This window comes from Thermococcus sp. (assembly GCF_026988555.1).
In the GTDB taxonomy this organism is placed as follows: Archaea; Methanobacteriota_B; Thermococci; order Thermococcales; family Thermococcaceae; genus Thermococcus.
In genome coordinates, this window is sequence record NZ_JALSLB010000049.1 from 22,716 (window position 1) to 46,665 (window position 23,950).

The window sequence follows — 23,950 nt, forward strand, 5'->3', positions numbered from 1 at the left end:
ATGGTTAGGACGAATGATTTGGAAGCTCACTTCGGGTTTGAATGCAGGGCCTGTGAAAACGGCCACTGCAACAAGGCGAGTCTCGAAACCATCCTGGGGGAAAGGGAAGGATTGGAGGAATTTTACGAAGCCTTTAAGGAACACATAAGGGAATGCAAGAGAATGACTTACGGGCAGTACATGTTCATCATCGACAGGGAGGTACTTCCTGAGGCGGTGCTCTGGTGGCACAACCATCCAAAGTTCAAGGAAACCCATCTCTCCACGGCGGTGGGAACTGACGAGAGGCCCCTGGACGGCAAATTCGTTTACATGCCCTTCCTCAGCGTGCAGGTGGAGCCACTGAACATGGACAGGAACTACTGGATGTTTCTCAAGGCTTACATGCCTGCAGACGACCCGAGCTTTCCAAGTGTGGCCGCGAGGCTTCCAGCGGCCCTCTGGATAGAGAGGGAGGTAAAGGACCTCCTCGGCTTCAGACCCGTGGATCACCCCGACCCACGGCGGCTCATCCTACCGGAGGACTGGCCCGAGGGAGTTTATCCCCTCAGAAAGGACATGGATTATAAGCACTCCCCGGTCACCGAACCGAAGACGGAATACCGGGAGACGCCTGAGGGAACGTCGCTGGTGCCCATGGGTCCGGTTCACGCTGGCGTGGAGGAACCTGCCCACTTCAGGCTCTTCGTCAAAGGAGAGGAGATAATCGACGTTGACTACCGCGGGTTCTACTCCCATAGGGGCATCGAGAAGACCGGCGAGGGCAGGCTGACCTACAATCAGGTACTCTTCCTAGCTGAGAGAATCTGCGGAATCTGTGGATACCAGCACTCCGTCAGCTACGCCATGGCCGTCGAGAGGCTTGCCGACGTGGAAATCCCCGACAGGGCACGTTACATTAGGACGCTTATGCTCGAGCTCGAGAGGATCCACAACCACCTCCTCTGGGTCGGCATAGCGGCCCACTTGGTGGGCTACGACACCGGTTTCATGCACGCCTGGCGCATCCGCGAGCCCGTCATGTGGCTCGTTGAGAGACTCACCGGAAACAGGAAGCAGTACGGAATGAACATCGTCGGTGGTGTCAGGAGGGACCTCCTGGACTACCGCAAGGAGGAGGTTCTTAACGTGGTCAAGAGGATACGCGAGGAGACCAAGACCTTCCTCGATATAGCCCTCAACACCAACACCTTCATCAAGCGTGCTGAAGGCGTTGGAATCCTGCCATACAAGGTTGCGAAGGCCTACTCCGTCCTCGGACCGACCGCGAGGGCCAGCGGGAGGAGAATCGACGCGAGGCTCGACCAGGCCACGAAGACCGCCATGGCCTACAACGAGGTTGACTTCAAGGTTCCGGTTTACAAGGAGGGCGATGTTCTGGCGAGGGTCCTCGTGAGGATGGATGAGCTCTTTGAGAGCATCTGGATCGTCGAACAGCTCATCGACGGGATGCCTGGTGGTGATATATTCACGCCGATAGGGAAACTACCGGAGTACGAGGAGGCACTGGGCTTCACCGAGGCTCACCGCGGTGAGGTCGTCCACTACGTTATGACGGGCGAGAAGAACAAGGTCTACCGCTGGAAGGTCCGCGCCCCGACCTACAACAACCTGCCCGCGATACCCGAGATGCTCAAGGGCTACCACGTGGCAGACGCGCCGCTCATCATAGCGAGCATTGACCCATGCTACTCCTGTACCGAGAGGGTTCAGTTCGTTGACGTAAAGACGGGTAGGGTAAGGATTCTCACGGAGGCCGAGTTCAACGAACTCTCCATTGAGAACAGGGGGGTGTTCTGATGGCCGAGACGGTTCCATACAGTGAAAAATTGAAGAAATGGGATAGGATGGAGTCCGGGAAGTTCGGCGGAAAGGCCCCGGTCACCACCCTCTACCCGTTTGTTGACGTTGAAAAGCCCCCGGAGTACAGGGGAATTCCCCACATAAACCCCGAGAAGTGCGTAGGTTGCGGTGCCTGCGTCAACGCCTGCCCACCGGATGCTCTCATAATGGAGTGGGACAAGGAGCACGGGGTTAAGAGACTCACCTACAACGCGGCGCGGTGCATCCGTTGCGCCCGCTGCATCGAGGTCTGCCCGACCGGGGCGATGGAGCCAACAACGCGCTTTGAGATAGCGAGCAACAGCAAGGAAGACCTAGTCGAGGTCGTTGAGCACAAACTGGCCTACTGCGAGGAGTGCGGTGAGTACCTCGACTTCACCGAGAGGCAGATAGAATACGTCAAAAACATCCTGCCAAAGGACGTCTTCGACCTCTACTCCCTGGAGGACAGAATGAAGCTCACGCAGGAGGAAAAGATGCGCAAAACTGTTGTCACACTCAGGGAGACCGAGGGGAACGTCTATCCTGCGTTTGTTCTGGTGGGGGAGTCCACAAAGGAGAAGGGGGGTGAGGAGTGATGGGGAAGCAGAGGCTGAAGTCCGTCTGGGTCTACCACGTTGATGCGGGTTCGTGCAACGGCTGCGACATTGAGGTCCTCGACGTCATAAGCCCGTACTACGACCTTGAGAGACTTGGTGTTAAGGTCGTCCCCAACCCGAGGCACGCCGATGCACTGCTCATAACCGGCCCGCTCACGAGACAGACGAGGATCTCCCTCAAGAAGACCTACGAGGCGATGCCGCCGAAGCCGAGAATAGTGGTCGCGATAGGAACCTGCGCCTCAAGCGGGGGGATTTTTTACAACAGCTACGCCCTCTACAACACGTCCCCACAGAGGGGCAGGGACAGGCTTAGGAGCGGCGGACCGGAGATGATAGTGCCGATAGACATGTACATCCCCGGCTGTCCACCGAGTCCAGAGGAGATACTCTACGGGATATCCCAGCTTCTGGGTATCAGGGAGAAGAAGATGAAGGGGGAGTACTGGTACGCACTGCCCCCGGAGGAGAGGGCCAGGAGGGAGAGCGAGATCGAGTTCAAAATCCCGGATAGACCTATCCCGCTACGATACTGGCTGACGCTCCGGGAGGAGCTCAGACGCGTCGTCGGCTACTTCGACCGTGACGCCGTCCTTGAGGACTTCATGACCCTCGTGGGAAAGGCGTTCGAAGATGAGAAACCGAGGGAGAAGCTCCACGACTTGGTAACCGGCTACTTCCTGAAGGAGAAGGATTCCAGGGTTGGCTTTGCCATGCGCTTCCTTGAGAACGAGTTCTGGCGTCTGGTCGATGAGTACCTGGAGTGGGGTGAGGCGCTGAGGGAGAAGTATCCCGTTACGGCGGGTGTCTGAGGTGCCATGGAAACTTTATCGCTTCAAGTACGAGGACTACCCGGAGTACTCGGCGAGGATAACCGGTCACTACGGGGGGGACCTGCTGCTGATAGAGGAGGAGGGGGAACTCAGTGACGGGGCAGTGAAGCTGATTAAAGACTTCCTTGGCCTTGCCGATGACGCGAGGAAGTTCGAGATAACACCGAGGGACGTCATGAAGTTGCCACTTGAGAAACTGCCCGAAGGCGACAGAAGGGCCCTGCTGGAAGCGGCCGGAAAGCTCGACGCGGAGAGCAAGCTCCATCTGGAGTACCGCTATCGGCCGAGCTTTGATTGATGTTTTACGTTCCTTTCAAACTTTTTGGGGGTGAAAATGTGGTGGAGATTGATGAGGCAAAGGGTGAAATTCTCAGGAGGCTGAAGGAGTTCTACGGTGAGAACCTGATTTCGGTGGTGTTCTACGGCAGGCACCTCAGGGACCCCAGCTTCCCCGAGATAGACGTTGTGGTCATCATTGAACGTGCCTACGACCCTGTCAAGATGAACCGAATGGCGGATTTCATTGAGAACATCAGGGATCCCATCGAGGAAAAATACGGCTATCATGTTTCGTTTGAGCTGTACACGAAGGAAGAGGCCGAGAACTTCCACTCCGGCTACCTGGACGTCGTGGTTAACTACGAAATCGCCTACGACAGGGACGGTTACTTTGGGTGGCTCATGGAGGAGATGATGAACCCCGAGAAGGTCATGAAGCACGTCCAGTATCTGAGCACTATTGAATATCTTGCAGTTGATAACAAGGAGAATGAAAAATGAGTGTGCTTAATGGTCAAATTATAAAATTTTTTCGCAAATCTCCGCAAGATTTAAAAACGGTGGGGACCAGAATTTTAGGGCATTCTAACTGATTCAGACTGTCCTAATGGAGGGAGAGGGATGGTGGGTGCACTCGCAGCTCTGACCTTTATGATTCCCCTGCTCACGGGCTTGGTTCTCTTTAAACTCGACGGGAGACGGGCGGATACTCTGATGCTGGGTTCCCTCCTCACGGCAATGGTGAGTCAGCTGGTGCTGGATTACGCGTACCTCACCTCCGGTGGGGGGCTCGTTCATATCATTTACCTGGAAACCCGGAGCTTTGGGGAGGTGTACGGCATAATAATCGACCCTATGAGCGTTCTAATCGGTAGCGTTGTGGCGGTTGCGGGCTTTATATTCATGTTCTACGGCGTCGAGTACATGAGCGAGAGGAACGTCGGCCATCCGGTGAGGGGAGGTAAGGGCCTCTTCTACGCATGGATGACGCTCTTCGAGGGGGCGACGCTTGGCTTCATCTACTCCTCAACGTTCCTAGGCCTGCTCATCTTCTTCGAGCTGATGGGATTAGCATGCTGGGGTGTGGTGAGCTACTACAACACCGGGGAGGCAAGGCGGGCCGGCTTCAAAGCCTTTATCATCCCGAACGTGGGGGCCATGGTGGGCTTTTACACGGCAATCTACATTGGCTTCACCCAGCTCCACGACCTCAGCCTGTTCTCGCTCTCCAGGGTTTCCCCCGACGTCAAACCCTGGCTCTTCATTGCCCTACTCACGGCGGGCTACACCAAGAGCGCCCAGTTTCCCACGTACTCGTGGATTCCCGATGCGATGGAGGCACCCACACCGGCGAGTGCCTTCCTCCACGGCGCGGCTATGGTTGAGATGGGGGTGTATCTGGTCGCGAGGGTTCTCCAGTTTATAGGGCCCCTGCCTGCCTGGATCTTCTACCTCATGGCGGTTATGGTTTCCCTTACATTGCTTATTCCCATGCTGAACTATCCCCTCCAGAACGACGCGAAGAGGCTGTTGGCCTATTCAACCGTTGCGGAGGCGGGGATAATGTTCGTTGGTCTCACCTTTGCCTCCCTCGGTCTGCGCATCGGCCTCCAGGCGGCCATGTTTCAGCTCACAGCTCACGCGTTTGTCAAGGGGTTGGGATTCCTCACCGCCGGGAGCTTTACCTACTCGCTCGGAACCCTTGACCTCAGGAAGATAAGCGGTCTTCAAGAGGGTATGCCCGTGAGCGGGTTCTCCTGGGCCGTTGCACTTCTTGGCCTGGCGGGCCTCCCCCCGATGGGGATAGCATTCAGTAAGGCGGAACTGCTCGCGGCCGCTGGTATGGTGGGATTGCGCCCCCTGGTCTGGCTCCCGGTGCTTCTGGTCCTTGCGGATTCGGTCGTCTTCCTCTGGGTGGGTACTAGGTGGATAGGCAGCAACATCTTCGGGAGGAGGGGTTCTCCGGCGGTGAGTGCTGGAACCCACCCGGTGATCACGGCGTCCCTCATAACCCTGGTGGTCCTCGCCATGATCTCGGCCTACCTCGCGTATCCACTGGTCAAGATGATAGGCTTTTACGGGGGTGTTTGAGGTTGCTGTATCTTACGAACGTTGCTCTCGTTGAGTTCGCGGTGCTCCTCTTTCTGCTGGGATCGGTGTCACCCCTCTTCAGGAGGGACTTCAGGGTATCCCTGCCTTTCTCTGCCCTGGGGTCCCTGTTCACGATGGCCGTTGGGATCTACGGCATCTTTGATGGAATCCGGGGAGGCATCTTCAGTGGGATCTTCGAGGCTCGGGTTAACGTGGACCCCCTATCCGCCTTCTTTACTTTCGTCCTTGGACTGATAGGTTTACTTTCTTCTGTGTACCTCATGGATTATGATATGAGGCCCAAACATCTGACCTTTGCCGTTGCCTATAACGGAACGCTCCTGTCCGCCCTCCTGTTCCTCACAACAGAAAGCTTTGAGAAGATGGTCCTCTCGTACGAGCTTCTGGCGCTCTTCACCTACGCCCTGATCCTCTCAACAGCTGGGAGGGGGGGTGGAAACATCCCCCGGAACTACCTCGTCCTGACCCAGGCCTTCGGTGTGGTGCCGCTTTTGATCGCCGCTTCTCTTGTAACCACCGTGGGCCCTACCTTCGGGGTTATAAGGGCGAACCTGAGTGCCCTCCCGGTTTCCACCCCTTTTCTCTCCATCCTCCTCATCTCACCCCCGCTTGTCAGGAGCGGGGCCTTTCCCTTCCATGTGTGGGTTCCAGACGTCTACAGAAGGGTTCCCTCCCCGGTGGTTCCAGTCATGATATCCCTTGAGGCCGTTGGGGTTTACATGGCGATCAGATTATTCTGGTTTGTCCTGCCCCTTTCAACATCCCTCGGCTACATTGTTGCCCTCCTCGGTACGATCTCGGTATTCTCTACCCTCTACTCCTTTAGGGAGATAAGGCTCAAGAGGAAGTTCGCATACCACAGCGTTATGGACGTTGGCATCTCCTATTTCGCCCTCGGCTCGGCCATGGCCCTTCACGGTTCCCTGGCCGGGAGGGTCCTTCTGGCTGGTGCCCTCTTTCACACCCTCTACCAGGTCGTGTACAAATCCTCCATCTTCTTTGGCCTCGGCGCCATAGAACACTACGGAGAGGAGCCGAACGTATGCTCCCTTCGGAAGCTTTTCAGGGGGCACGTGATGGCCTTTTTAATGTCGATCTCGGCCTTTTCGATGGCCGGGTTACCCCCACTGGCTGCTTTTATTTCAAAGTTGCTGGTGTACCGGGGGGCACTCCTGTCGGGGGATACGCTCGTTCTCCTGATGCTCTCCACGGTGATCTTCCTCGGACTCTTTCCCTTCGCATCTGTGGTTCAGGTGGAGAGGCTCAACAGGGAGCTTTGCAAACGAGAGATCGGTGCCGAAAGCGTTCCACTCCTGCTCAGGGGAGTTGTGGGCACCATGGCCATGTTCACCGTACTCTTGGCGGTTCTTCCCCTCCTCGTGAAGCCCTTCATAGTGCCCGCCCTCAGCGAGGTTACTGGTTTCTCGTTCCCATCCCTTGCGACCCTCTTCACGGCGGGGGTTTCGACCTCCCTGGTCGCCATCATCATACTGATCGGAACCGCCTACCTTGGGTTGAGGGTTGGGAGGATGCCAACGGACATGGTCTCCGAGCTTCTCCTGATATTCTACAACATGGGAGAAATGCTGACCTTTACTAAGGATCTTCTGCTTGAATGGGGAAAAAGGGTCTACATAACCCGTATTCTTCCCTTCTTAAGGTTCATCCCGCGACACGAGTTGCCACTGGTCAAGGACTACGACGACGTCTTTGATTATCCCGTGAGGCACCTAGACGAGGCGATGTTCATGCCGCTTCTGCGGCTGATATCCCGGATGAGCTGGAGGACCGCGGGAAGAACTTACGACATGAACGCCCTTATGGCGATCTTTGCGGTGGTGTTTGCCCTCCTGATAGTCCTCTTTGGGGTGGTGATGTGAGATGAACGTCCAGTCGGTGTTTTACACGAGCCTGTACTTTGTGGCCGTTCTCTACACCTTCGCCTTTGTCCTTTACGGTATCCGGGCCATTAAAGGTCCCACAACCGCGGACATCATCATGGCCGTGGACTGCCTCTCCTTTGATATGGCGGCGTTCATGGTAATCCTGGGCATCTACTTCCGGTCCATTCTTCTGGCGAGCGGTGCGATAATCCTCACCCTCTGGGCTTACATGCTGGACGTCTACTACACAAAATACGTTCTGTACGGGGAGGTGGAGGTATGATAGGTGAGGCTGTCTTCATTGCGGGCATGGTGATGATCTTCATCGGCGCGGTCTACGACGTCATAGCCTCAATAGGCATGCTCCGCTTTGACGATTTCTACTTGAGGGCCCATGCGGCAACGGTTGGAACCATCGGCGGTGCGGTTCTCCCGATCTTTGGGGCCGGGCTGGTTGCCCTCGTGAGTCCATGGTTGGGTGCCCTGCGGTACTTCCTTACCGGCATAGCATTGACCACGGGGGTTTTAATACTCCTCACCGCCCCAACGGGCTCACATTCTCTCGTTTCGGCTGTTTACTTCGGTAGGATTGGAAGACCGCCAAGGTTCATCGTCGATCACCTGTCGGAGGACCTTCCGGTAAGGAAGGACGTTGAGGAGCTCGTTCGTGAGCACGAGAATCTCCCGGGTGAGGAGGAGGTTAGGTTTGTTTTCAGGAGGGTGAGGAGATGATAGAGCTGCACCTGTTGATCCTTGCCATGGTGGTCTCGTTCGGCTTCGTCTTCAGCTACCTTGCGATGAAGGAACATGACCTGCTGAAGGCCCTCGCCCTGTCTTCAGTTCAATCAACCTTCTTTGCCCTTGGTTTCTACATCCTCGCCGCCCCGGATATAGTGCTGGCCTACCTGGCCATAGCGGTCGGGGCATACACCGCCCTCGTGATCCTTGCCATAAGCAAAACCGAACGTTTCGAGGTGGGAGAATGACGTTGAAGAGGGACACCGCAGTTGCACTCTCCTTCCTGCTCGCTTTCCTCGTGTTGTCCTACGCGGTGGTCGAGAATGACGTCATGGGCCTCTCAAAGAACCCACTGCGCCCCCTGGGGGAGTTCTACCTGAGTCATGCCTTTGCCCCGGGTGAAATGACCTCCCATAGTCCCGAGGTGGTTACCGCCATAGTGTGGAACTACCGCGGCTTTGATACGCTGTTTGAGACCTTTGTGTTCTTCTTGGCCATAATGGGGACCCTCTCGATTCTAAGGCTTAGTGGGGGACAGGAGGATATGGTGAGGGACATGGAGCGGGTGGAGCCCCACAGGCACATGGATCTCATAGTCCAGGTGATAACCCGGCTCGTTCTCCTCATGATAGTAGGTATCTCTGCCTCGATAGCCCTTCACGGCCATCTCACCCCTGGCGGGGGATTCCAGGGCGGTTCGGCGATGGCCGTTGCCTCTCTTCTCCTGTTCGCGGTCTTCTCCAAGTTCACCCTTGAGAGGAGGGGGCTGACCCTTAGACACACCCTCGGTGCCTACGCCGTCGGGATATCTATAATACTCCTCACGGTCTATGCGCCTCTTGTCCTCGGCGGACATTTCCTCCAGATAAACCTCCTGCCGGGGGAGCTGGGTCTCTTCGATCTTGATGTTGGTGAATATCTGGCGGTTAGCTTTGGCTTCCTATCCGTCTTCCTTATCCTAGGTGTCTCCGAGTGGATATTCAGAAGGGTTCTCAGGGGGGAACTCAGATGAGCGCGGGGTTTCTGATGTTCTATTCGGTCTTGGTCCTCTTTGGCATGATGCTCTTGGGGATCTACGGGGTGGTTACGAGGTCCAACATGGTGAAGAAGATAATCATGCTCAACATCATGGGGGACGCGATAAACATGCTCTTCATAATAATTGGCTACCGTCTCGTTTATCCGGTTTTTCCACCCGTGTACGAGGGACACATACCCTTCGATGAGTTCCTTAGAACTGCAGTGGATCCCGTCCCACAGGCGCTGGTCCTGACGGCGGTCGTCATAGGGATGGCGATGAACATCCTCCTCTCCACCTACGCCATTCAAATCTACCGTTTGTACGGCACCATCGATGTTAGGGATGTGGCCAACATCCGGAGGGGGGAAGAATGAGGTTCTCCGCGGGCACGTTCCTGTTAGTCTTTCTCACCTACATCTTCTACACCGGTTCAGCCACTGAGTACGATGTTATCACAGGAATCCTCGTTGCGTTTGTGGTTTCCCTACTCGTGGGGCGCTGGGTGGTTGAGGACGACCGAAAGGTATTCCAGCCCCGCAGATGGTTGTCGGCGATAACCTTCTTCCTGCGCTACTTCGTGGTGGAGGAGACGAGGACCCACATTGACGTTGCCAAAAGGGTGTTTACCCTTCGGACAAAACCCGGCATAGTGAGGATTCCCCTGGATGTAAAGAGCGACTACGCGAGGGTTCTGGTCGCCAATTCAATAACCAACACGCCTGGAACGATAGTCGTTGACATAACCGACGACGGCAGGTACCTCTACGTCCATTGGATAGATGTGAGCAGCCTCGACGAGGCGGAGATCAAGAGAAACGTCGTCGCATACTTCGAGGACTACGCGAGGAGGATCTTTGACTGATGGGGGTGATAGGCATGCAGTTTGGAGTGATCCCGGTTGTTCCACTGACGTTCGCTTTTTTCCTTCCCATAGCGGCGATCCTGACGGGTAGGAGGAGGTGGTTTATCAACGCCTACGTCCTCGCGGCAACGGGCCTTGTGATGCTGTCCGCTGCGCTTCTTGCGGTTGAGGCGTACCACTCCGAACGGCCTCTGGTCTACTCTTTCGGTGGCTGGATAGCACCCGTGGGAATAGTGTTTGAGGTTGACCGGTTCTCGGCACTCCTCGTTCTCACGACCACTGTAGGGTTCTTCCTGGTCGCGGTCTACGCGGTTGATTACCTTTCCCGCGAGCACGGGATCGAGTACTTCTTCACCGGGATGCTGGGACTTGAGGCCGGCGTCCTAGGGGCATTCATGACGGGTGACGCGTTCAATCTCTTCGTGATGCTGGAGGTCATAGGGGCCTCCGCGTATTCTCTCGTCGGCTTCTATCGCTACCGGGGCCAGTCCATTGAGGGTGCTTTCAAGTACGCTATAAGTGGGGCCCTGGCCACCAGCCTCTACTTCCTAGGTCTGGGTTTCATATACTCCTCCCTTGGAACCCTTAACATGGCCGATATCAGCGCTCAATTCCATGGTGTATCCTTTCCCCTGACGGTGGCGGTCTTTGGGGATCCTAAACTGGCCGTGGGGATTTTCTTCGCCCTCACCGTGGCGATGGTTCTCGTTAAGAGCGCCGTCTTTCCAGGCCACTACTGGCTCCCGGACGCGTACGAGGGGGCGCCCGTTCCAGTCGCGGCACTGCTGAGCGGCTTTGTGGAGGTTGTTGGGATATACGTGCTCGCGCGCTATCTCTTTACGGTTTTCGCGGGTCCTCCTTACTACAGGGACCTCTCGCTGGTCTTCCTCACACTTGGGGCCGTGAGCTCTTTCCTTGGAGCTTTCATGATGCTCGTCCAGCGGAACCTCAAACGGCTTATAGCGTATTCGACGATACTCCACATGGGTTACCTCTTCATGGCGCTTGGGGTTATGAGCCGGCTCGCACTGGTGGCCGTAACCTATCACACCATAAACCACGCGATAGCGAAGACCCTCCTCTTCTTCGCCGCCGGTTCCTACATCTTTGCCACTGGAACGGCCGATATAGATGAGCTCGCCGGTGTCGGGAGAAGTATGCCTCTCACGACGGCTGCATTCGCCGTGGCCACCCTGTCACTGGTTGGCGTTCCCCCCCTGAACGTCTTCTTCAGCAAGATGCTCATCTTCGACGCCCTCCTCCAGGTGAGTCCTCTGATAGCCTCTGTGGTTGTGATCACCAGTGCGGTGGCGGCGTGGGCGTACTTCAGGGCCATGGTAACCATCTGGAGGGGGAGGACCGGGGCCGGACACGGGACCGAAAAGGAAGAGCCCCTGGCCCGTCGTGAGCGGCCGGTCTTTCTTCTGGTCATGCTGATTCTGGTCCTTGCCGTGGTGCTCATCGGCCTGCTGTCCCCCCTGCTGGTGGACCGCTTCGTCCTTCCGGCCGCGCGCCAGGCCACGAACTACGGCGGTTATATAAGGGCAGTGCTCGAACTTGCAAAGGGGGTGCTCTGATGCTTGGCGCAGTTTTGGCCGGAGGGAGGGCGAGGCGCTTCGGTGAGGACAAGCTCCTCTTCCGGATCAACGGGAAGCCGCTTATCCTGCACACACTTGAGGCCCTCAAGCGGGCTGAGTCCATCGATGAGGTCGTTCTGGTGGTCTCCCCAAATAACGCGGGGAGATTTGAGTCCCTTGGCCATCGCGTTATCGTGGACGACCTGCTCGTAGGTCCAATGAGCGGCGTCTACACCGCCCTGCACCTCGGTGACGCCTTCGTCGTTGCCGGCGATATGCCCCTGCTGGTTCCGGACTTCGTCGATTTTCTTATCTCCGAATTCAGGAAAAGTGGAAGAATTGCCTGCGTTCCCCGCTGGGAGAACGGTTACCTGGAGCCCCTCCACGCGGTCTATTCCCGGAGCTTCGTAGGTATTCTCCATGAACTGATAAAGATGGGGGACTATGCCCTGAACCGGGCGGTTCGCGAGGCAGACCCCTGCTACGTTCCTGTGGAGTCCCTGCCGGAGGAGTGGAGGGAAAGCTTCTTCAACGTGAACACGAGGGAGGACTTGAAGAAGATTCGGAACCTTCAATAGGGTTCTTTAGAATTCCGACCAGCAACTCGGCCAGCTCCTCCGCACGCTCTCTTATTACCTCGCTTGGCTCCTCGAAGAGGGCGGTAGAGGCCGGCTGCGAGCCTATCAGGATGAAATCCGCGTTAATCATCGTCTTCATGAACCGGGTGATGAATTTTAATGGCAAACCGTGTGTCGAGACGGCCTCACCAAGGGTCCCCTCTGGGTCAGCTATTACGTACTCCCCGATTTCGCCACCAAAGTCAACGGCGTCAACGAACACCACCAAGTCCGGCTTAAATTCCCTTATCTTGCCGGTGTAATTCTCGGGCACCTCACCGCAGTTGAGAATGAGAACGTTTGAGCTCTTCACCAGTTCCTTCAGCCTCTCGGCAACGAGGACGCCGAACGCATCGTCCCCCCTCATGTCGTTTCCGATGCCGCAGATGACGACCCTCTTCGCGTTCTGGGAGCTATTTATGAGTTCTTCCATTTTCATCCCTACTTCTCAGAGAATGTTAGGGTTCAAAGCGTTTTTGATTGGTTGAGATTATACCCCCCTAAATCCACAAGAGGGAACTCCGGGTTTAGTGGAGTTAAAAAGTGTGCGCCATTAGATGAGTCTTACTTGTCTCAATGAAAATAGAAAAATCAAACCCTCTCCGCGAGCCTCCTAACCATCTCGGCGAACTCGGTCTTCATGAGCTCCTCGACGTTTCCGACCTTCGAGTCGAGGTCGGGGTAGAACGGGATTCCTGCAAGGTACTCAGCGTTGTAGCGCCCGGCCAGCTTCTTCACGTCTTCTTCGTCGTGCAACTTCATGTTCTCAACGACACCGAGAACGCGGTGCTTCTCTTCTTTGAGGAGCTGGATGAGCTTTTCCACGACGTTCAGGGAGAGTTTTGATGGGGTTGCAACGACGAGGAACTCACCACGCTTGAGAAACCTCAGAACGTCGAGGAGCTGGTCGCCGAAGCCGGGCGGCATATCGATGACGAGGTGGTCCAGCTCGTCCCATCTTGTTATCGTCAGGAGCTCGATGAGCGCGTCGCTGATTTCCTTCCCGCGGAGCGGTGTGGGTCTGTTTTCGGTGTAGTGAACAATGCTCATGAACTTTATCCCGTGGACGATCGGAGGAACTACCCCTCTGTCCTCCTCCGGGAACTCCTTCGGCTCGAAGCCGAGGATGACGTGGTCGCTGGCCCCGTGGAAGTCGAGGTCGAGCAGGCCGACCCTGTAGCCTTTCTCTGCGAGGGTCAGGGCGAGGGTCGTCGAGACGAGTGACTTGCCGACGCCGCCCTTTCCGCTTACGACCGGTATTATACGCTTGACGTTCTCAAGCCTCGCTTCTATGGCAGAAACGCGCGGGTCTATGCCGGTCATGCCCCATCACCCTTCTCAATCAGTATCCCGCTTATGTACACTCCCCTGCCCTTCACGACCTCGAAGTCGTGGCTTCCGCACTTCGGGCAGGCGAGGAAAGAGTGCACCACCTCTGGAATGAAGTGAATGTCCTCCTTTATGCGGTCGTCGAAGCTCTCCCTGACCTCCTTGAGCTTCCATTCGTGGCCACAGTTCCTGCACCTGAAGACTGCCTCTTCCTCAATGAACTCCACCCCCGCGCCTTCTCCAATGGTCCCGGCCAGGAGTTGCTCCATTGCGAACTTCACGATGTCCTCGGCAACGTCCTGCAGCTCCCCGAGAACCACGTCTATTCTCTTGATTCTGCTTGCCCCCTCCCTCTCAGCATAATCGAGGGCGGTCCTGACTATTGCATCGGCAAGGGCCCATTCATGCATTTTAATCCCTCCACTGAATCTTGCGGGTCCTTCATTTAAATATAACGTGGTTCCTAACTTGAGGTTTCAAACTTTCCCCTTTGAAAAAGGCTAAAACCTCCCTGGGTTTAACCTCAACCATGGATCCAATGAAGGTGGTTCACAGCACCGAATCCAGATACCTTCTCCTGATACTGCTCCTCTCATTCGGCATAAGCTCGGGAGTTCTCTACGCACTCGGCATCGGGTACTTCATTCCACAGTTCTTGGCCTTGGCCTTGAGTGATTCGATAAATCCGTGCACCTTCGTGGTTTACACGATGTTCCTAGTGGCCCTCTCAGTCAAGGGACTTGAGCGGAGGAAGCTGTACATGGTGGGTGTGGCGTTCATAACGGCGGTCTACGTCTCCTACTACACCCTCGGCCTCGGCCTAACCGTGATAGCCGGAAGGGTCCCTGTGAGGTGGGCAGGCTACTTCGCGGTGCTCTTCGGTCTGTACACGATTGGCACGGGCATCATGGAACGCTCCAGGATAGGGGACAAGAAGGAGCTGAGGAGGAGGGTGTTCTCCAGCGAGACCACCGTGATCGGTGCCCTCATCCTCGGCCTCACCGTCTCGACGACGCTGCTCCCCTGTTCGGCTGGCCCCTACATCGTCTACTCGACCATAATCTCCCATAGTTCCCGGCTGATGATGTTCCTCCTCCTGGCCCTCTACAACCTCATCTTCGTCCTTCCCCTGACTGTTATCCTGCTAGCCATGGGAGGCCTCCAGGAGAGTAAAAAATTCTCCAGAGCCATGGTCAGGCACTCCGCCGAACTGTCCGTTGTCGCAGGGGTCCTCCTAGTACTGATCGGCCTCTGGATACTCGGTCTGCTCCCCCTATAGCGAAACACTCTTTAGGGGGATCTTGTAGTCTGGATGGGTGGTAACATGAGAATTACCCGATTTGGAGTTTCGATCCCGGACAACCTGCTTGAGAAGTTCAACAAGATCATCGAGGAGAGGGGTTACACGAACAGGAGTGAGGCCATAAGGGATCTGATACGGGATTTCATAGTGCGCTATGAGTGGGAAACTGGAGACGCGGACGTCGCCGGGACCATCACGATGGTGTACAACCACGACGAGGCCGACGTTGTCAAGGAGCTCCTGGATCTGCAGCACGACTACCTGAGCGAGATAGTCTCGAGCATCCACGTTCACATGGACCGGCACAACTGCCTTGAGGTCGTTATAGTCAAGGGCAAGGCGAAACGAATAAAGGAGATAGCCGACAGGCTCTTGAGTCTCAAGGGCGTCAAGCATGGCAAGCTCGTAATGACGACGACGGGGAAGGAGCTTCTTTAGTGCCTCCCCCCTAGGTACCTTTTTAAGGGACCTGCAGAACCTCCCCCGGTGAGAGCATGCCCTACCTCTTGATCGAGCACCTGGAAGACATCAGCGAGTGGCTATGGCTGGAGTACAGCCACGTAGCCAAGTGGTGGAACGGTAAGCTCGTTTTCACCAACGTCCGTGAGGACGAGAGGGAGAGACTCGTGAAGCTTGGGAGCGTCATCGGTGAGAGCGTTACGAGATTTCCCCTTGACCGCTCGAAGGTGATAGTTCTGGACCTCCAGGCCGGGGAGGAGCTGAAGCCGGAGGACATTGACGAGGACACGGTGATAGTCCTAGGGGGAATCCTCGGCGATGCCGTTCCAAGGGGCCGGACTAGGGAGTTCGTAACTTCCAGGATGAAGGGTGTTACTGTGAGGCACATAGGAAAACCCCAGTACTCCATCGACGGCGCCTCGATAGTGGCGAAGCTCATAGCGGACGGCAGAAGGTTGGATGAGATCGAGTACGAGGAGAATCCAACGATAAAGCTGGACGAGTTCAGCGAGATAACACTCCACTACGCCGTGCCAAAACTGGACGGAAAGATTCTCCTCACGCCAGGACTTATAGAGCTCCAGAGGGAGGAGATGGGCTACACGGAAACGGACGATGGGATAAGCGACGAGGAGCTGGAAGCGTTCTTTGAGGGGAGAGGAGGTCTGTAGAGGAATTCAATGGACGTAAAGGTTTATTCCTTCCCTCACATACAGCCTTACACCCTTTTGGGAGTATACCAGTCTGTACCTCTCCTCGGTTGTCTTCATCAGCCTCCACAGGTAGAGCCTCCCCTGGTACGTTCTAGTATCAACGAGTACCGCATCAGGTCTGACTCCGTTTGGATACACGTACACGTTCTCCTTAACGGCAAGTGATGGATAGAAGTCCGGCTGGGTATAAACGGAGAGGTTACTTCTCAGGAGCATCTGGATGATGGACCGTGCGGATTCAGCGCCTGGGATGGGTTCAAGGATCGAATAATGTATCATGGGATTGTGAATTCTCGGAGGTTTCTCCGCTACGGGCATCGTCGAGAATGATGCTATGATGCCGAGTATCAAGAGAACTGTAATGGCCTTCCGCAGGTTGAGCTCCTTCAGCGTGAAAACGGTCGCTATGAACGACAGGGGGACGAGCATGTAGGGGTAGTGGAATCCGAATGCCGTCTGGCTGGGTCTGGAAGCTAGGAGGTTCTCAAGCCATGGCAGGGTCAGTAGAAGCGCGTTTCGCGGCCTGAAAAGGGGCATGAGACCAAAAGTCAGATTGAACAGGAAGAAGTAGAGGGCTTTTTTGCTTCCGAGAGAGGGGTGTGAGTACAGGCTTCCGTATATGTAACCGTTGCCGAAGTGAGGGATTACGATCCTGATGACGATGATGCCGTAAACGATGATAAGGCCGGCGTGGATCAGGAAATTCCGGTTTCGTTTGAGGCTGTCGGGGGTAAGGCCATCCCTCAGGGCCCACCAGAGGGCCAGCGAAGTGACGCCGAGGAACGCGTCCTCCTTTGTGGGGAGGAGCAGGACTGAAGTTGCGTAGAAGGCTAAAATGTTTCCGTCGATGAGGAGGTACACCGCAAGAATGAAGAGGGGGACGGCTAGGGAAACCGGGTGAAACTCGAAGAGGTTGATGCCGATGAGGGAGGAGTTGAGGGCGTAGAGAACCGTCAGGACAACGCCGAGTCTCTCGTCCAGGACCTTTTTGGCCAGGATGTAGGCCAAGAAAACCGACGAGCCGAGGGCGAGGCTCTGAAGGACTAGGAGGGTCTTAGGTGAGGGAAATACCCTGAAAACCGGGACGAGAAGGAGCAGGATCGGTTGGAAGTGAACGCCGAAGTGGTTCGGGGCGCCGTGGATCTGCCACTCAACGGTGTTGAAGAGGGGTTTTCCATGGAAGAAGCCAGCTAAAGACTGAGTGAAGATCCCAAGATCCAGACTGGAGTAGCGGAAACTGTTAAGTTTTGTGAGGCTAAGTTGAACCGTAATGAGTGAATATATCAAAGCAACGAACACCGCGATGATGTCGTAAGGTGATAACTGAGTTTTAAATTCGAGTTTCACCATCGGATATAGTTATAAGTTGCGCTTAAAATCATTTCGTCCACTCCTCGGCGAGGCGTGCTATCTCAAGTCTGATCCTTTCCCGGTCCGACCTGTCAGCAACCAGAAAAACCTCCTGAACCGAGCCATCGCTCTTGGCGACTAACTTCAGCCCTGTCTGCGTTTCTCTCGTAACCTTAATCTCAAAGCCCCTTGAATCGCTCGCGTATATCCTTCCAGGGATTATCTTTTTCACCCCGGGAATTGAGGCTATCTCTTCGAGCGGTTTCTCAATGCCCTTCAGGAAATGGTGCTCGCGTTTGACCCCTCTTTTGAAATGCTTGGGCATGAGAAAAGTTGGAGGGGGGCTTTAAAATTTTAAGCCCTCTTCCTTACCTTAACCGCGATACCCTTCCTCGAGCGGACCATCTCGTCTCCGGCCAGAACTGCCTTTCCGACGCCAATGATCTTATCGTTGCGGACAACGCCGACTATGTCGTCGGGTCTAATCCTGTAGTCGGCCTCGTTCACGCCGACCGCGAAGAGGTCCCCGCGAAGGTCGAAGTCTATCTTCACCCAGTAGGATTTTGTTGCGTTATAGATCCTTCCCATCCCAAAGGGCGTCACGCTTATCACGCCGTCCCTGAAGGTTCCGGTCTGCTGATTATCAACGAGGAGGCGAAGTATCTTAGAGCCCTTGACCTTCCCGCCATCCGGCAGAACGGCCTCTCCGGCACCAACGCCGAAGTAGAAGTCAAAGACCTTCCTTATGCCCTCGAAGTAGCGGTAGGTTCTGTCCTCCCTGGTTCCCTCAAAATCGAACTCCCTCAGCGTTTCTGTGAGCGAGTTAAGGCTTTCCCTGCCCGTGGTGCCGTTCTTCACATCGGTAAAGATTATTTCCCTTCCAGAAAGCTCGCTTGCAAGCTTCGCTATCTCAACGTAGGCTTCATCTAAGTGAGCTATTATTGGAACGTCCTTCGGATACTTCTCGAGGGTCTTAGCGAGGAGTTCCGCTGACGGTCTAATCTCCTTCTCGCTCCAGTGACCGGTGACCACTATGTCGTATCTGGCCAGCCACTCCCACTCCCTGGGAACCACGCCAAAGGGAGAGGTGAGGATGAGCTCGTGGACTCTGACTATTCCGGAGCTGAGGGCGTCCTTTACTGCCCTTCTGTAGAGCGTATGTGAACGGGAGAATGAGTATGGCTTCCTGGCCGAGCAGGGAAGGAGGAGGACCAGCTCGGTGTTTTTAGGCGGGACGAAGCGCTCGACGACCCTTGAATGCCAGCGCCTGACTTCGGGTCGTCTTATCGAGGCGTCGCTGATGAAGTAAACCGTCTCCCTCTGGATTGGAGTGTACTTCTCGAGGTAATCGGCGTGCTCCAAATCGGCTATGCGGAGTATCCCGGCGTGATACTGTGTGTTGAAGAAGTTCTCGACGAGGTAGCGGAGCTTTCCTTCCTCCAGGGCCCTCCTCACGAGGAGCATGGTCTCACTGGCGAGGCTGAGGGAGTTTGGCTCGTCTCTCCAGAGGAAGGGGCTGAAAGGCGTGAAGCCTTTACCCTCGAAGTCGTAGAGCTTTAGCGAGCGTGTGTCAAAGGCGTCAACGCCGAGGTAAACCGCCAGGGGATAGAAGAAGGGCTCCAGATCCGCGATTATCATGACGTTGGGAAACCTCTCGCGGAGCTCCCTCAAAATCCCCACGAAGTGGCGGTACTCCCTCACCAGGATCTTCGAGTTGCCGAGGTAGACGGCGTCGAGATCGTTGCTCTCGATTATCTTAAAGAACTCGTTCAGGTACTCGGTTCTCCTGAGGGCCGGCAGGTAGAAGGTGTTGAAGCCGTTGTAATCAACGCTCCGTAGCCTTCCGAGGGCCTTCTCAATAACCTCAGTCGAGGTGTAGAAGCCGAGCGGTATCGCGGGAGCGAGGTTGAAGTCATAACCGCCGAACTCCTCTGGATGGAAGAAGGAATTGAAGGGGGATAGGGTAAAATCCACGCCAGCGAGGGCCGGCGTTTTAAACTGACCTCCCCTGGTTTTTACAAGGCCCAACCTTCCGGGCCCCTCGTGTCTGAGGGTCTCCATGGTCTGACCTCAGACAAGGTTGTATCTCTGGAGGAGCAGTAACTCGTCCAGTGAGAGTTTCTCGCCCTTCTTGAACTTCTCAAGGGCTGCGACTGCCTTGTCGAAGCTGGCGTCCTTCTTAGCGTGCATCCTTGCGACCATTCTGTATGCGATGAGCTCTTTGTGCTTCTCGTCGTATTCACGTATCTTCTTCTCGATGTCACGGAGTCCCCTTCTGACCTCCCTGATCTTGTCTCTCAGCTCGATAACCTTCGCGTGGTACTCGTCCGCCTCTTTCTTAACCTCGTCCGCCTGGTTGAACGCGGTTATCATCTGCTCGTGGAACTGCTGGCTCTGGTTGGCGAGCTTCTGTATCTCGAGGCTTATGGCCCTCCTGGCCTTCTTGAGTTGATCGACCTTCTTTCTGGACTCGACGAGCTTGTTGTGGAAGCGTTCTGCCTGCTGGATTATCTCAAGTTCGGTCGCCAGAACCTGTATCTGATCGACGATCTGCTTCTCACGGTCGGGCGTCAGGTTCGGGTTGGTCTGGAGCTCCCATTCGAGCTTCTCTATCCTCTCCTGAATCTTCGCGCTTGGCATTTTGAGCCTTCTCATCTGGTTGTACTCGTCTCTTTTGGTTCTGTACTCAAGTATCTCCTGATAGAGCAGGTCTAGTTTTGCGTTTATCTCCTCGCGGTTCTTCTTGAGCTCCTGTATCTGTTTGTTGATTTCATCGCGCTTGGCCTTGTATTCCCTGCCCTTCTGGCGGAGTGCCTTCACTTCGTTGTTCTTCTCGTCCCTCTTCTGGATCCAGATTTGAATCTCCTTTTCAAGTTCATCCAGTTTGGCCCTTACCTCATTTCTCTCCTTCTCAAGGGCCCCTATCTCCCTCTTGATCCTCTTAATTTCCTCTGGGTCTACTTTCGTCTGCATCTCTCTTCCCCTTCCCTATTTTTAGAACAGCCCGTGAGCTTACTCCAAACATCTGGTAGGTGAAAGGCAGGAATAAATAAAAACTTTTTGGCTCTAAAGATCCACTCCGTTCAAAAATATGAGGAGTAACGGCGAAAACTTCCATTGGGGGCGAAGTTCATTCTGAGCCTTCTCCCTTTGAAGGGTATGGCATGAACTCAACGGTACCCCTCTGTTTCATGGGCTGTTTGTAGAGCTCCATCAGGGCGTAGACCTCCTCTGGAACCCCGCTTTCGACGTGGAGGCCAAGCTCCTTGGCGTGCTCGTATGTTATGGGGTAGTCGTGCGTCCAGCGTCCTTCGGTGAGTGCTCTGGCCAGCTCTCTGGCCTTGTCCTCTCCGTACCTGTCCTTCAACAGGCCGTAGACGAGGCCCCTTACCTGCCCTATAGCCTTCTCGGCAACGTCCGCCAGTATGAGCGTTTGGTCGTCGACCTTGTCCACCCCCTTCTTCTCGACGGCCCGTACTATGCTCGGGCCAGGATACTGGCCGAGCTGGGGGTCGACTGGCCCGAGAACGGCGTGCGGGTCCATTATTATCTTGTCCGCGGCGAGTGCTATCAGGGTCCCGCCGCTCATTGCATAGTGCGGTACTATGACCCTCGTCTCGGCTGGGTGGTCGTGGAGGGCCTTTGCTATCTGGGTTGCCGCCAGGACCAGCCCTCCGGGAGTGTGTACTATCAGGTCTATAGGCTTATCCTTTGGCGCCATTCTTATCGCTCTGAGAACTTCTTCGCTGTCCTCCATGTTTATGAACTTGTAGAACGGAATACCGAAGAATCCGATACTCTCCTGTCTGTGTATCATCGTGATTACGGTTGAATTGCGTTTTCTTGAGAGCCGGGCCAATACCTTGAGCCTCGCCGCCTGCAGGTTCCTGTACTGCATCTGGGGCCACAGGGGCAACAGTATCATGTATATAAGGAAGAGCCACCATATCAGGGACCCTAAGTCTATAGTTGAACCTGCCGTCACTTCCCTCACCGCGGGGAATAGGGCGGTGAAGTTTATATCCCTTTGCGCGGGGCCGTTGAACTTTGGAGGTTCCCCTACGGGGGCATATAGGTTACCCCTTAACGACCTGGGTACCCTTCTTTCCCTCCAGGGCAGCCATTGCATTGTCCAGAGAAGCTATAACTGCCCTTTCACCACCCCACTCGACGAACCTTATCGCTGCCAGAACCTTCGGACCCATACTCCCCTTCCTGAAGTGCCCCTCTTCATAGTACCTTCTGAGTTCTTCGACAGTTGTCCTGCCGAGCCATTTTTCATCAGGCTTCCCGAAGTTTACCGCCGCACCGTTCACGTCGGTTAGGATCATGAAGACGTCCGCCTTCACCTCCTCTGCCAGCCTCTCTCCGGCGAGGTCTTTGTCTATGACCGCTTCCACTCCCATGAGTCTTCCGTTTTCTTCTATAACCGGAACTCCTCCCCCGCCGCTAGCTATCACAATGAAGCCCCTCTCTACTAGTTCCTGGATTATGGGGGCCTCAACGTGACCCTTTGGATCGGGGCTCGGAACGACACGCCTCCACCCCCTGCCTGAGTCCTCTATGACGGTCCAACCCTTCTCCTCTGCGAGCTTTTTAGCGGTCTCCTCGTCGTAGAAGGGGCCGACGGGTTTGCTTGGGTTCTGGAAGGCCGGGTCATTCTTATCCACGAGCGTCTGCGTCACTATCGTAGCCACCGGTCTGCTGACACCCCTTTCCCTGAGCTCGTTTATTAGAGTCTGCCCTATCATGTACCCTATCTGACCCTGGGTCATCGCCCCAGCAACGTCCATCGGCTGGGCAGGGATTCCGTAAGTCTGATGGCCGGCGTCCATATGAAGAAGTAGCGCGCCGACTTGGGGACCGTTTCCATGGGTGATAACTACCTCATAATCCCCCTCAAGGATTATATCAACTATCTGTTTTGCGGTCTTCATGACGTTCGCCATCTGCTCCTCGTAGGTTCCCTTCTGGTCTCGCTGCAGTATGGCGTTTCCGCCCAGTGCTATCACAACCCGCTTCATGCGCTCACCTCCGGATGCAGGTTTTGGTGCAAGGGCATAAAAACGTTCGTTAGATGCCTTGCCTGTTCATCAGAAAAAGGTTCGGGAGACCCCCACGGAAGTTTACAAAAGTAAAGAAGGCTCAGGGGTACCACTCGGAGAAACTCCCCAGTCCAAGCCTCTCAAGGGTTTTCATGACCCCCAGGGCTATGCCCTCAACCTCGATTCCCCCCGGCGGCTTGTATGCATCGCCAACGACGTAAACATCGCTTATCTGGAAGTCCTCAACGGTCTGGCCGCTGGCGACCCTGTTAACGGGATTCCCATCGAGGTAGGTCTGTACCAGCAGGATTTCTCCCTCGCTATCGAGGTTCGGGAAGATTCTGTAAATGTCTTCGATGCCCTTCCTCTGCTCGGCCTTGACGTTCCTGCCCTGCAAGGCGTGGTGGAGCATTATCAGGGTGTAGCCCTCTTTAGCCAGCTCCGGGCTCAGTGAGGAGGGCTCGTTGTAGCCGTTTATCCTCTCGGTGTCGAGGGTGAAGACGACTGTGTTGCCTACCCTCGGCTTCCCCTTCAGGGCAACGTTGTATTTGATTCCTTCGCTTGGCTTTAGAGAATCGACCTGCTTGAGGTAATCGCGGTCGAAGCTCTCCCGGCCGATCAGCTCGACGGTTTCCTTTATTCCGATGTTGGAGATGAGAACGTCGTAGGCGAACTCCTCACCGTCTGCCGTGATGACCCTCTTCGCCTCGGGGTTAACTTCAACGACCCTCCTCCTAGTGAGGATTTTTCCGCCGTTTGCCTCCACTATCCTCGCGAGTTCACCGGTCAAAGCTTTACAGCCACCCCTGATTAGTCCAGGTCCACCCCACCTCAAGGCAGCCTTAATCTCCCTCGCCAGCTCACCAGCGGGAACGTCCAGCACGCTGTCGGCCCAGCCGAGGAAGCTCCTGATGAAGAGGTCAACGAACTCGTTGTCGCCTATTCTTTCCCTTATCCATTCTCCCCCGCTCATCTCGGCCTCTTCTCCCTTCGGCAGTTTGTTCCTCTTGATGTCGAGCAGGAGCTTTGTAGCCCTTGCCTTCTCGGTGAAGCTCAGGTACTTCCAGCCATCGCGGTAGTGGAAGGTTTTGTCTTCGTAGAAAATCATACCCTTTGGATTCGAATTGACGATTTGGACATTCGCGTTGAGGAGCCCGAGGAGGTGCGCTAAAGGCCCGTCCTCGCCGTGGGGGAGCATGTGGAACGCTCCAGTGGAGAGACCAAAACCTTTGTAGTTTAAATTTGTGAAGCGACCGCCGGTATAGGGGGCTTTTTCAATGACGGTAACTTGGTAGCCGTTTTTGGCCAGGAACGAGGCCGTCAGAAGGCCGCCGATTCCGGAGCCTATTACAACTGCCCTGGGCTTCATTCTATCACCGGAGGAATTG

At 55.4% G+C, this 23,950-nt stretch carries 28 protein-coding genes; 18 read left to right on the forward strand and 10 right to left on the reverse strand.

Annotation, left to right across the window (positions count from 1 at the left end; all coding sequences use genetic code 11):
• The 15 genes from MVK60_RS07235 (at nt 1) to mobA (ending at nt 12,324) form a co-directional block, all read left to right on the forward strand.
• Nucleotides 1–1,800, forward strand: coding sequence for a hydrogenase large subunit (locus MVK60_RS07235; protein ID WP_297437935.1), 1,800 nt, complete (start codon nt 1–3; stop codon nt 1,798–1,800).
• On the forward strand, nt 1,800–2,420 hold the full coding sequence (locus MVK60_RS07240) for a 4Fe-4S dicluster domain-containing protein (RefSeq protein WP_297437937.1): 621 nt from the start codon (nt 1,800–1,802) through the stop codon (nt 2,418–2,420). Before MVK60_RS07235 ends, MVK60_RS07240 begins: the two co-directional genes overlap by 1 nt.
• Nucleotides 2,420–3,253: an NADH-quinone oxidoreductase subunit B family protein gene (locus MVK60_RS07245; protein ID WP_297437939.1), complete on the forward strand. Its 834-nt coding sequence runs from the start codon at nt 2,420–2,422 to the stop codon at nt 3,251–3,253. The genes MVK60_RS07240 and MVK60_RS07245 overlap by 1 nt, the downstream gene beginning before the upstream one ends.
• A 1-nt stretch (nt 3,254) precedes the next feature.
• Nucleotides 3,255–3,572 carry a hypothetical protein gene (locus MVK60_RS07250; RefSeq protein WP_297437941.1) on the forward strand — a complete coding sequence of 106 codons (318 nt, stop codon included), beginning with the start codon at nt 3,255–3,257 and terminating at the stop codon, nt 3,570–3,572.
• 38 nt (nt 3,573–3,610) lie between these two features.
• Nucleotides 3,611–4,054: a nucleotidyltransferase gene (locus MVK60_RS07255; protein ID WP_297437943.1), complete on the forward strand. Its 444-nt coding sequence runs from the start codon at nt 3,611–3,613 to the stop codon at nt 4,052–4,054.
• Nucleotides 4,055–4,174: 120 nt separating this feature from the next.
• Complete coding sequence (locus MVK60_RS07260; protein WP_297437945.1) at nt 4,175–5,644, forward strand: hydrogenase 4 subunit D; 1,470 nt, start codon at nt 4,175–4,177, stop codon at nt 5,642–5,644.
• Nucleotides 5,645–5,646: 2 nt separating this feature from the next.
• Nucleotides 5,647–7,545 carry a complex I subunit 5 family protein gene (locus tag MVK60_RS07265; RefSeq protein WP_297437946.1) on the forward strand — a complete coding sequence of 633 codons (1,899 nt, stop codon included), beginning with the start codon at nt 5,647–5,649 and terminating at the stop codon, nt 7,543–7,545.
• Between the two features lies 1 nt (nt 7,546).
• Nucleotides 7,547–7,831: a monovalent cation/H+ antiporter complex subunit F gene (locus MVK60_RS07270; protein ID WP_297437948.1), complete on the forward strand. Its 285-nt coding sequence runs from the start codon at nt 7,547–7,549 to the stop codon at nt 7,829–7,831.
• Entirely contained in the window at nt 7,828–8,280 is a 453-nt protein-coding gene (locus tag MVK60_RS07275) for a monovalent cation/H(+) antiporter subunit G (protein WP_297437950.1), read from the forward strand. The genes MVK60_RS07270 and MVK60_RS07275 overlap by 4 nt, the downstream gene beginning before the upstream one ends.
• Nucleotides 8,277–8,534 (forward strand): hydrogenase subunit MbhD domain-containing protein, encoded by a 258-nt coding sequence (locus MVK60_RS07280; protein ID WP_297437952.1) that lies wholly within the window; start codon nt 8,277–8,279, stop codon nt 8,532–8,534. Before MVK60_RS07275 ends, MVK60_RS07280 begins: the two co-directional genes overlap by 4 nt.
• Nucleotides 8,531–9,298: an MnhB domain-containing protein gene (locus MVK60_RS07285; RefSeq protein ID WP_297437954.1), complete on the forward strand. Its 768-nt coding sequence runs from the start codon at nt 8,531–8,533 to the stop codon at nt 9,296–9,298. The genes MVK60_RS07280 and MVK60_RS07285 overlap by 4 nt, the downstream gene beginning before the upstream one ends.
• Nucleotides 9,295–9,681, forward strand: coding sequence for a sodium:proton antiporter (locus MVK60_RS07290; protein WP_297437956.1), 387 nt, complete (start codon nt 9,295–9,297; stop codon nt 9,679–9,681). The genes MVK60_RS07285 and MVK60_RS07290 overlap by 4 nt, the downstream gene beginning before the upstream one ends.
• Nucleotides 9,678–10,169 carry a Na+/H+ antiporter subunit E gene (locus MVK60_RS07295; RefSeq protein ID WP_297437958.1) on the forward strand — a complete coding sequence of 164 codons (492 nt, stop codon included), beginning with the start codon at nt 9,678–9,680 and terminating at the stop codon, nt 10,167–10,169. Before MVK60_RS07290 ends, MVK60_RS07295 begins: the two co-directional genes overlap by 4 nt.
• A gap of 14 nt (nt 10,170–10,183) precedes the next feature.
• Nucleotides 10,184–11,746, forward strand: a complete 1,563-nt coding sequence (locus MVK60_RS07300; protein WP_297437960.1) for a proton-conducting transporter membrane subunit — start codon at nt 10,184–10,186, stop codon at nt 11,744–11,746.
• Nucleotides 11,746–12,324 carry a molybdenum cofactor guanylyltransferase MobA gene (mobA, locus tag MVK60_RS07305; RefSeq protein WP_297437962.1) on the forward strand — a complete coding sequence of 193 codons (579 nt, stop codon included), beginning with the start codon at nt 11,746–11,748 and terminating at the stop codon, nt 12,322–12,324. The genes MVK60_RS07300 and mobA overlap by 1 nt, the downstream gene beginning before the upstream one ends.
• On the opposite strand, the gene MVK60_RS07310 is transcribed toward mobA, so the two are convergent.
• From MVK60_RS07310 to hypA, 3 genes are all read right to left on the reverse strand, one after another.
• Nucleotides 12,275–12,802: a hydrogenase 3 maturation endopeptidase HyCI gene (locus MVK60_RS07310; RefSeq protein ID WP_297437964.1), complete on the reverse strand. Its 528-nt coding sequence runs from the start codon at nt 12,800–12,802 to the stop codon at nt 12,275–12,277. The two genes, mobA and MVK60_RS07310, sit on opposite strands and share 50 nt — an antisense overlap.
• 152 nt (nt 12,803–12,954) lie before the next feature.
• Complete coding sequence (locus MVK60_RS07315) at nt 12,955–13,686, reverse strand: Mrp/NBP35 family ATP-binding protein (RefSeq protein ID WP_297437966.1); 732 nt, start codon at nt 13,684–13,686, stop codon at nt 12,955–12,957.
• Nucleotides 13,683–14,102 carry a hydrogenase nickel incorporation protein HypA gene (hypA, locus tag MVK60_RS07320; RefSeq protein WP_297437968.1) on the reverse strand — a complete coding sequence of 140 codons (420 nt, stop codon included), beginning with the start codon at nt 14,100–14,102 and terminating at the stop codon, nt 13,683–13,685. The genes MVK60_RS07315 and hypA overlap by 4 nt, the downstream gene beginning before the upstream one ends.
• Nucleotides 14,103–14,221: 119 nt before the next feature.
• On the opposite strand from hypA, the gene MVK60_RS07325 reads away from it, so the two are divergent.
• Genes MVK60_RS07325 through MVK60_RS07335 form a run of 3 tightly spaced genes read left to right on the forward strand, consistent with a single transcriptional unit; the run spans nt 14,222 to nt 16,125 of the window.
• Nucleotides 14,222–14,971 (forward strand): cytochrome c biogenesis CcdA family protein, encoded by a 750-nt coding sequence (locus tag MVK60_RS07325; protein WP_297437970.1) that lies wholly within the window; start codon nt 14,222–14,224, stop codon nt 14,969–14,971.
• A gap of 45 nt (nt 14,972–15,016) precedes the next feature.
• Nucleotides 15,017–15,433: a nickel-responsive transcriptional regulator NikR gene (gene nikR / locus MVK60_RS07330; protein WP_297437972.1), complete on the forward strand. Its 417-nt coding sequence runs from the start codon at nt 15,017–15,019 to the stop codon at nt 15,431–15,433.
• A gap of 56 nt (nt 15,434–15,489) precedes the next feature.
• Nucleotides 15,490–16,125: a hypothetical protein gene (locus tag MVK60_RS07335; protein WP_297437974.1), complete on the forward strand. Its 636-nt coding sequence runs from the start codon at nt 15,490–15,492 to the stop codon at nt 16,123–16,125.
• Nucleotides 16,126–16,131: 6 nt separating this feature from the next.
• Here the strand turns inward: MVK60_RS07335 and MVK60_RS07340 are convergent, their stop codons facing one another.
• The 7 genes from MVK60_RS07340 to MVK60_RS07370 form a co-directional block, all read right to left on the reverse strand.
• The gene (locus tag MVK60_RS07340) at nt 16,132–17,517 is read right to left on the reverse strand and encodes a DUF2079 domain-containing protein (RefSeq protein ID WP_297437976.1); all 1,386 of its coding nucleotides are present in this window, start codon (nt 17,515–17,517) and stop codon (nt 16,132–16,134) included.
• Between the two features lie 28 nt (nt 17,518–17,545).
• Nucleotides 17,546–17,842 (reverse strand): DUF2103 domain-containing protein, encoded by a 297-nt coding sequence (locus MVK60_RS07345; RefSeq protein ID WP_297437978.1) that lies wholly within the window; start codon nt 17,840–17,842, stop codon nt 17,546–17,548.
• A gap of 29 nt (nt 17,843–17,871) precedes the next feature.
• Nucleotides 17,872–19,578, reverse strand: a complete 1,707-nt coding sequence (arcS, locus tag MVK60_RS07350; protein ID WP_297437980.1) for an archaeosine synthase subunit alpha — start codon at nt 19,576–19,578, stop codon at nt 17,872–17,874.
• Nucleotides 19,579–19,587: 9 nt separating this feature from the next.
• A complete protein-coding gene (locus MVK60_RS07355; RefSeq protein ID WP_297437982.1) occupies nt 19,588–20,490 on the reverse strand; it encodes a coiled-coil protein in 903 nt (300 codons plus the stop codon).
• A 157-nt stretch (nt 20,491–20,647) separates the two neighbouring features.
• Nucleotides 20,648–21,502 (reverse strand): ATP-dependent Clp protease proteolytic subunit, encoded by an 855-nt coding sequence (locus tag MVK60_RS07360; RefSeq protein ID WP_297437996.1) that lies wholly within the window; start codon nt 21,500–21,502, stop codon nt 20,648–20,650.
• A 91-nt stretch (nt 21,503–21,593) separates the two neighbouring features.
• Nucleotides 21,594–22,541: a carbamate kinase gene (gene arcC, locus MVK60_RS07365; protein ID WP_297437984.1), complete on the reverse strand. Its 948-nt coding sequence runs from the start codon at nt 22,539–22,541 to the stop codon at nt 21,594–21,596.
• A 121-nt stretch (nt 22,542–22,662) separates the two neighbouring features.
• A complete protein-coding gene (locus MVK60_RS07370) occupies nt 22,663–23,931 on the reverse strand; it encodes an NAD(P)/FAD-dependent oxidoreductase (RefSeq protein WP_297437998.1) in 1,269 nt (422 codons plus the stop codon).
• Nucleotides 23,932–23,950 lie beyond the last annotated feature (19 nt).

Coding starts and splice junctions, on each gene's coding strand:
- MVK60_RS07315 (WP_297437966.1), bottom strand. CDS start 13,686: ATGACCGGCATAGACCCGCGCGTTTCTGCCATAGAAGCGAGGCTTGAG.
- MVK60_RS07275 (WP_297437950.1), top strand. CDS start 7,828: ATGATAGGTGAGGCTGTCTTCATTGCGGGCATGGTGATGATCTTCATC.
- MVK60_RS07345 (WP_297437978.1), bottom strand. CDS start 17,842: ATGCCCAAGCATTTCAAAAGAGGGGTCAAACGCGAGCACCATTTCCTG.
- MVK60_RS07270 (WP_297437948.1), top strand. CDS start 7,547: ATGAACGTCCAGTCGGTGTTTTACACGAGCCTGTACTTTGTGGCCGTT.
- MVK60_RS07335 (WP_297437974.1), top strand. CDS start 15,490: ATGCCCTACCTCTTGATCGAGCACCTGGAAGACATCAGCGAGTGGCTA.
- MVK60_RS07245 (WP_297437939.1), top strand. CDS start 2,420: ATGGGGAAGCAGAGGCTGAAGTCCGTCTGGGTCTACCACGTTGATGCG.
- hypA (WP_297437968.1), bottom strand. CDS start 14,102: ATGCATGAATGGGCCCTTGCCGATGCAATAGTCAGGACCGCCCTCGAT.
- MVK60_RS07340 (WP_297437976.1), bottom strand. CDS start 17,517: ATGGTGAAACTCGAATTTAAAACTCAGTTATCACCTTACGACATCATC.
- MVK60_RS07280 (WP_297437952.1), top strand. CDS start 8,277: ATGATAGAGCTGCACCTGTTGATCCTTGCCATGGTGGTCTCGTTCGGC.
- MVK60_RS07370 (WP_297437998.1), bottom strand. CDS start 23,931: ATGAAGCCCAGGGCAGTTGTAATAGGCTCCGGAATCGGCGGCCTTCTG.
- MVK60_RS07290 (WP_297437956.1), top strand. CDS start 9,295: ATGAGCGCGGGGTTTCTGATGTTCTATTCGGTCTTGGTCCTCTTTGGC.
- mobA (WP_297437962.1), top strand. CDS start 11,746: ATGCTTGGCGCAGTTTTGGCCGGAGGGAGGGCGAGGCGCTTCGGTGAG.
- MVK60_RS07240 (WP_297437937.1), top strand. CDS start 1,800: ATGGCCGAGACGGTTCCATACAGTGAAAAATTGAAGAAATGGGATAGG.
- MVK60_RS07260 (WP_297437945.1), top strand. CDS start 4,175: ATGGTGGGTGCACTCGCAGCTCTGACCTTTATGATTCCCCTGCTCACG.
- MVK60_RS07355 (WP_297437982.1), bottom strand. CDS start 20,490: ATGCAGACGAAAGTAGACCCAGAGGAAATTAAGAGGATCAAGAGGGAG.
- nikR (WP_297437972.1), top strand. CDS start 15,017: ATGAGAATTACCCGATTTGGAGTTTCGATCCCGGACAACCTGCTTGAG.
- MVK60_RS07310 (WP_297437964.1), bottom strand. CDS start 12,802: ATGAAAATGGAAGAACTCATAAATAGCTCCCAGAACGCGAAGAGGGTC.
- MVK60_RS07295 (WP_297437958.1), top strand. CDS start 9,678: ATGAGGTTCTCCGCGGGCACGTTCCTGTTAGTCTTTCTCACCTACATC.
- MVK60_RS07235 (WP_297437935.1), top strand. CDS start 1: ATGGTTAGGACGAATGATTTGGAAGCTCACTTCGGGTTTGAATGCAGG.
- arcC (WP_297437984.1), bottom strand. CDS start 22,541: ATGAAGCGGGTTGTGATAGCACTGGGCGGAAACGCCATACTGCAGCGA.
- MVK60_RS07325 (WP_297437970.1), top strand. CDS start 14,222: ATGGATCCAATGAAGGTGGTTCACAGCACCGAATCCAGATACCTTCTC.
- arcS (WP_297437980.1), bottom strand. CDS start 19,578: ATGGAGACCCTCAGACACGAGGGGCCCGGAAGGTTGGGCCTTGTAAAA.
- MVK60_RS07300 (WP_297437960.1), top strand. CDS start 10,184: ATGCAGTTTGGAGTGATCCCGGTTGTTCCACTGACGTTCGCTTTTTTC.
- MVK60_RS07285 (WP_297437954.1), top strand. CDS start 8,531: ATGACGTTGAAGAGGGACACCGCAGTTGCACTCTCCTTCCTGCTCGCT.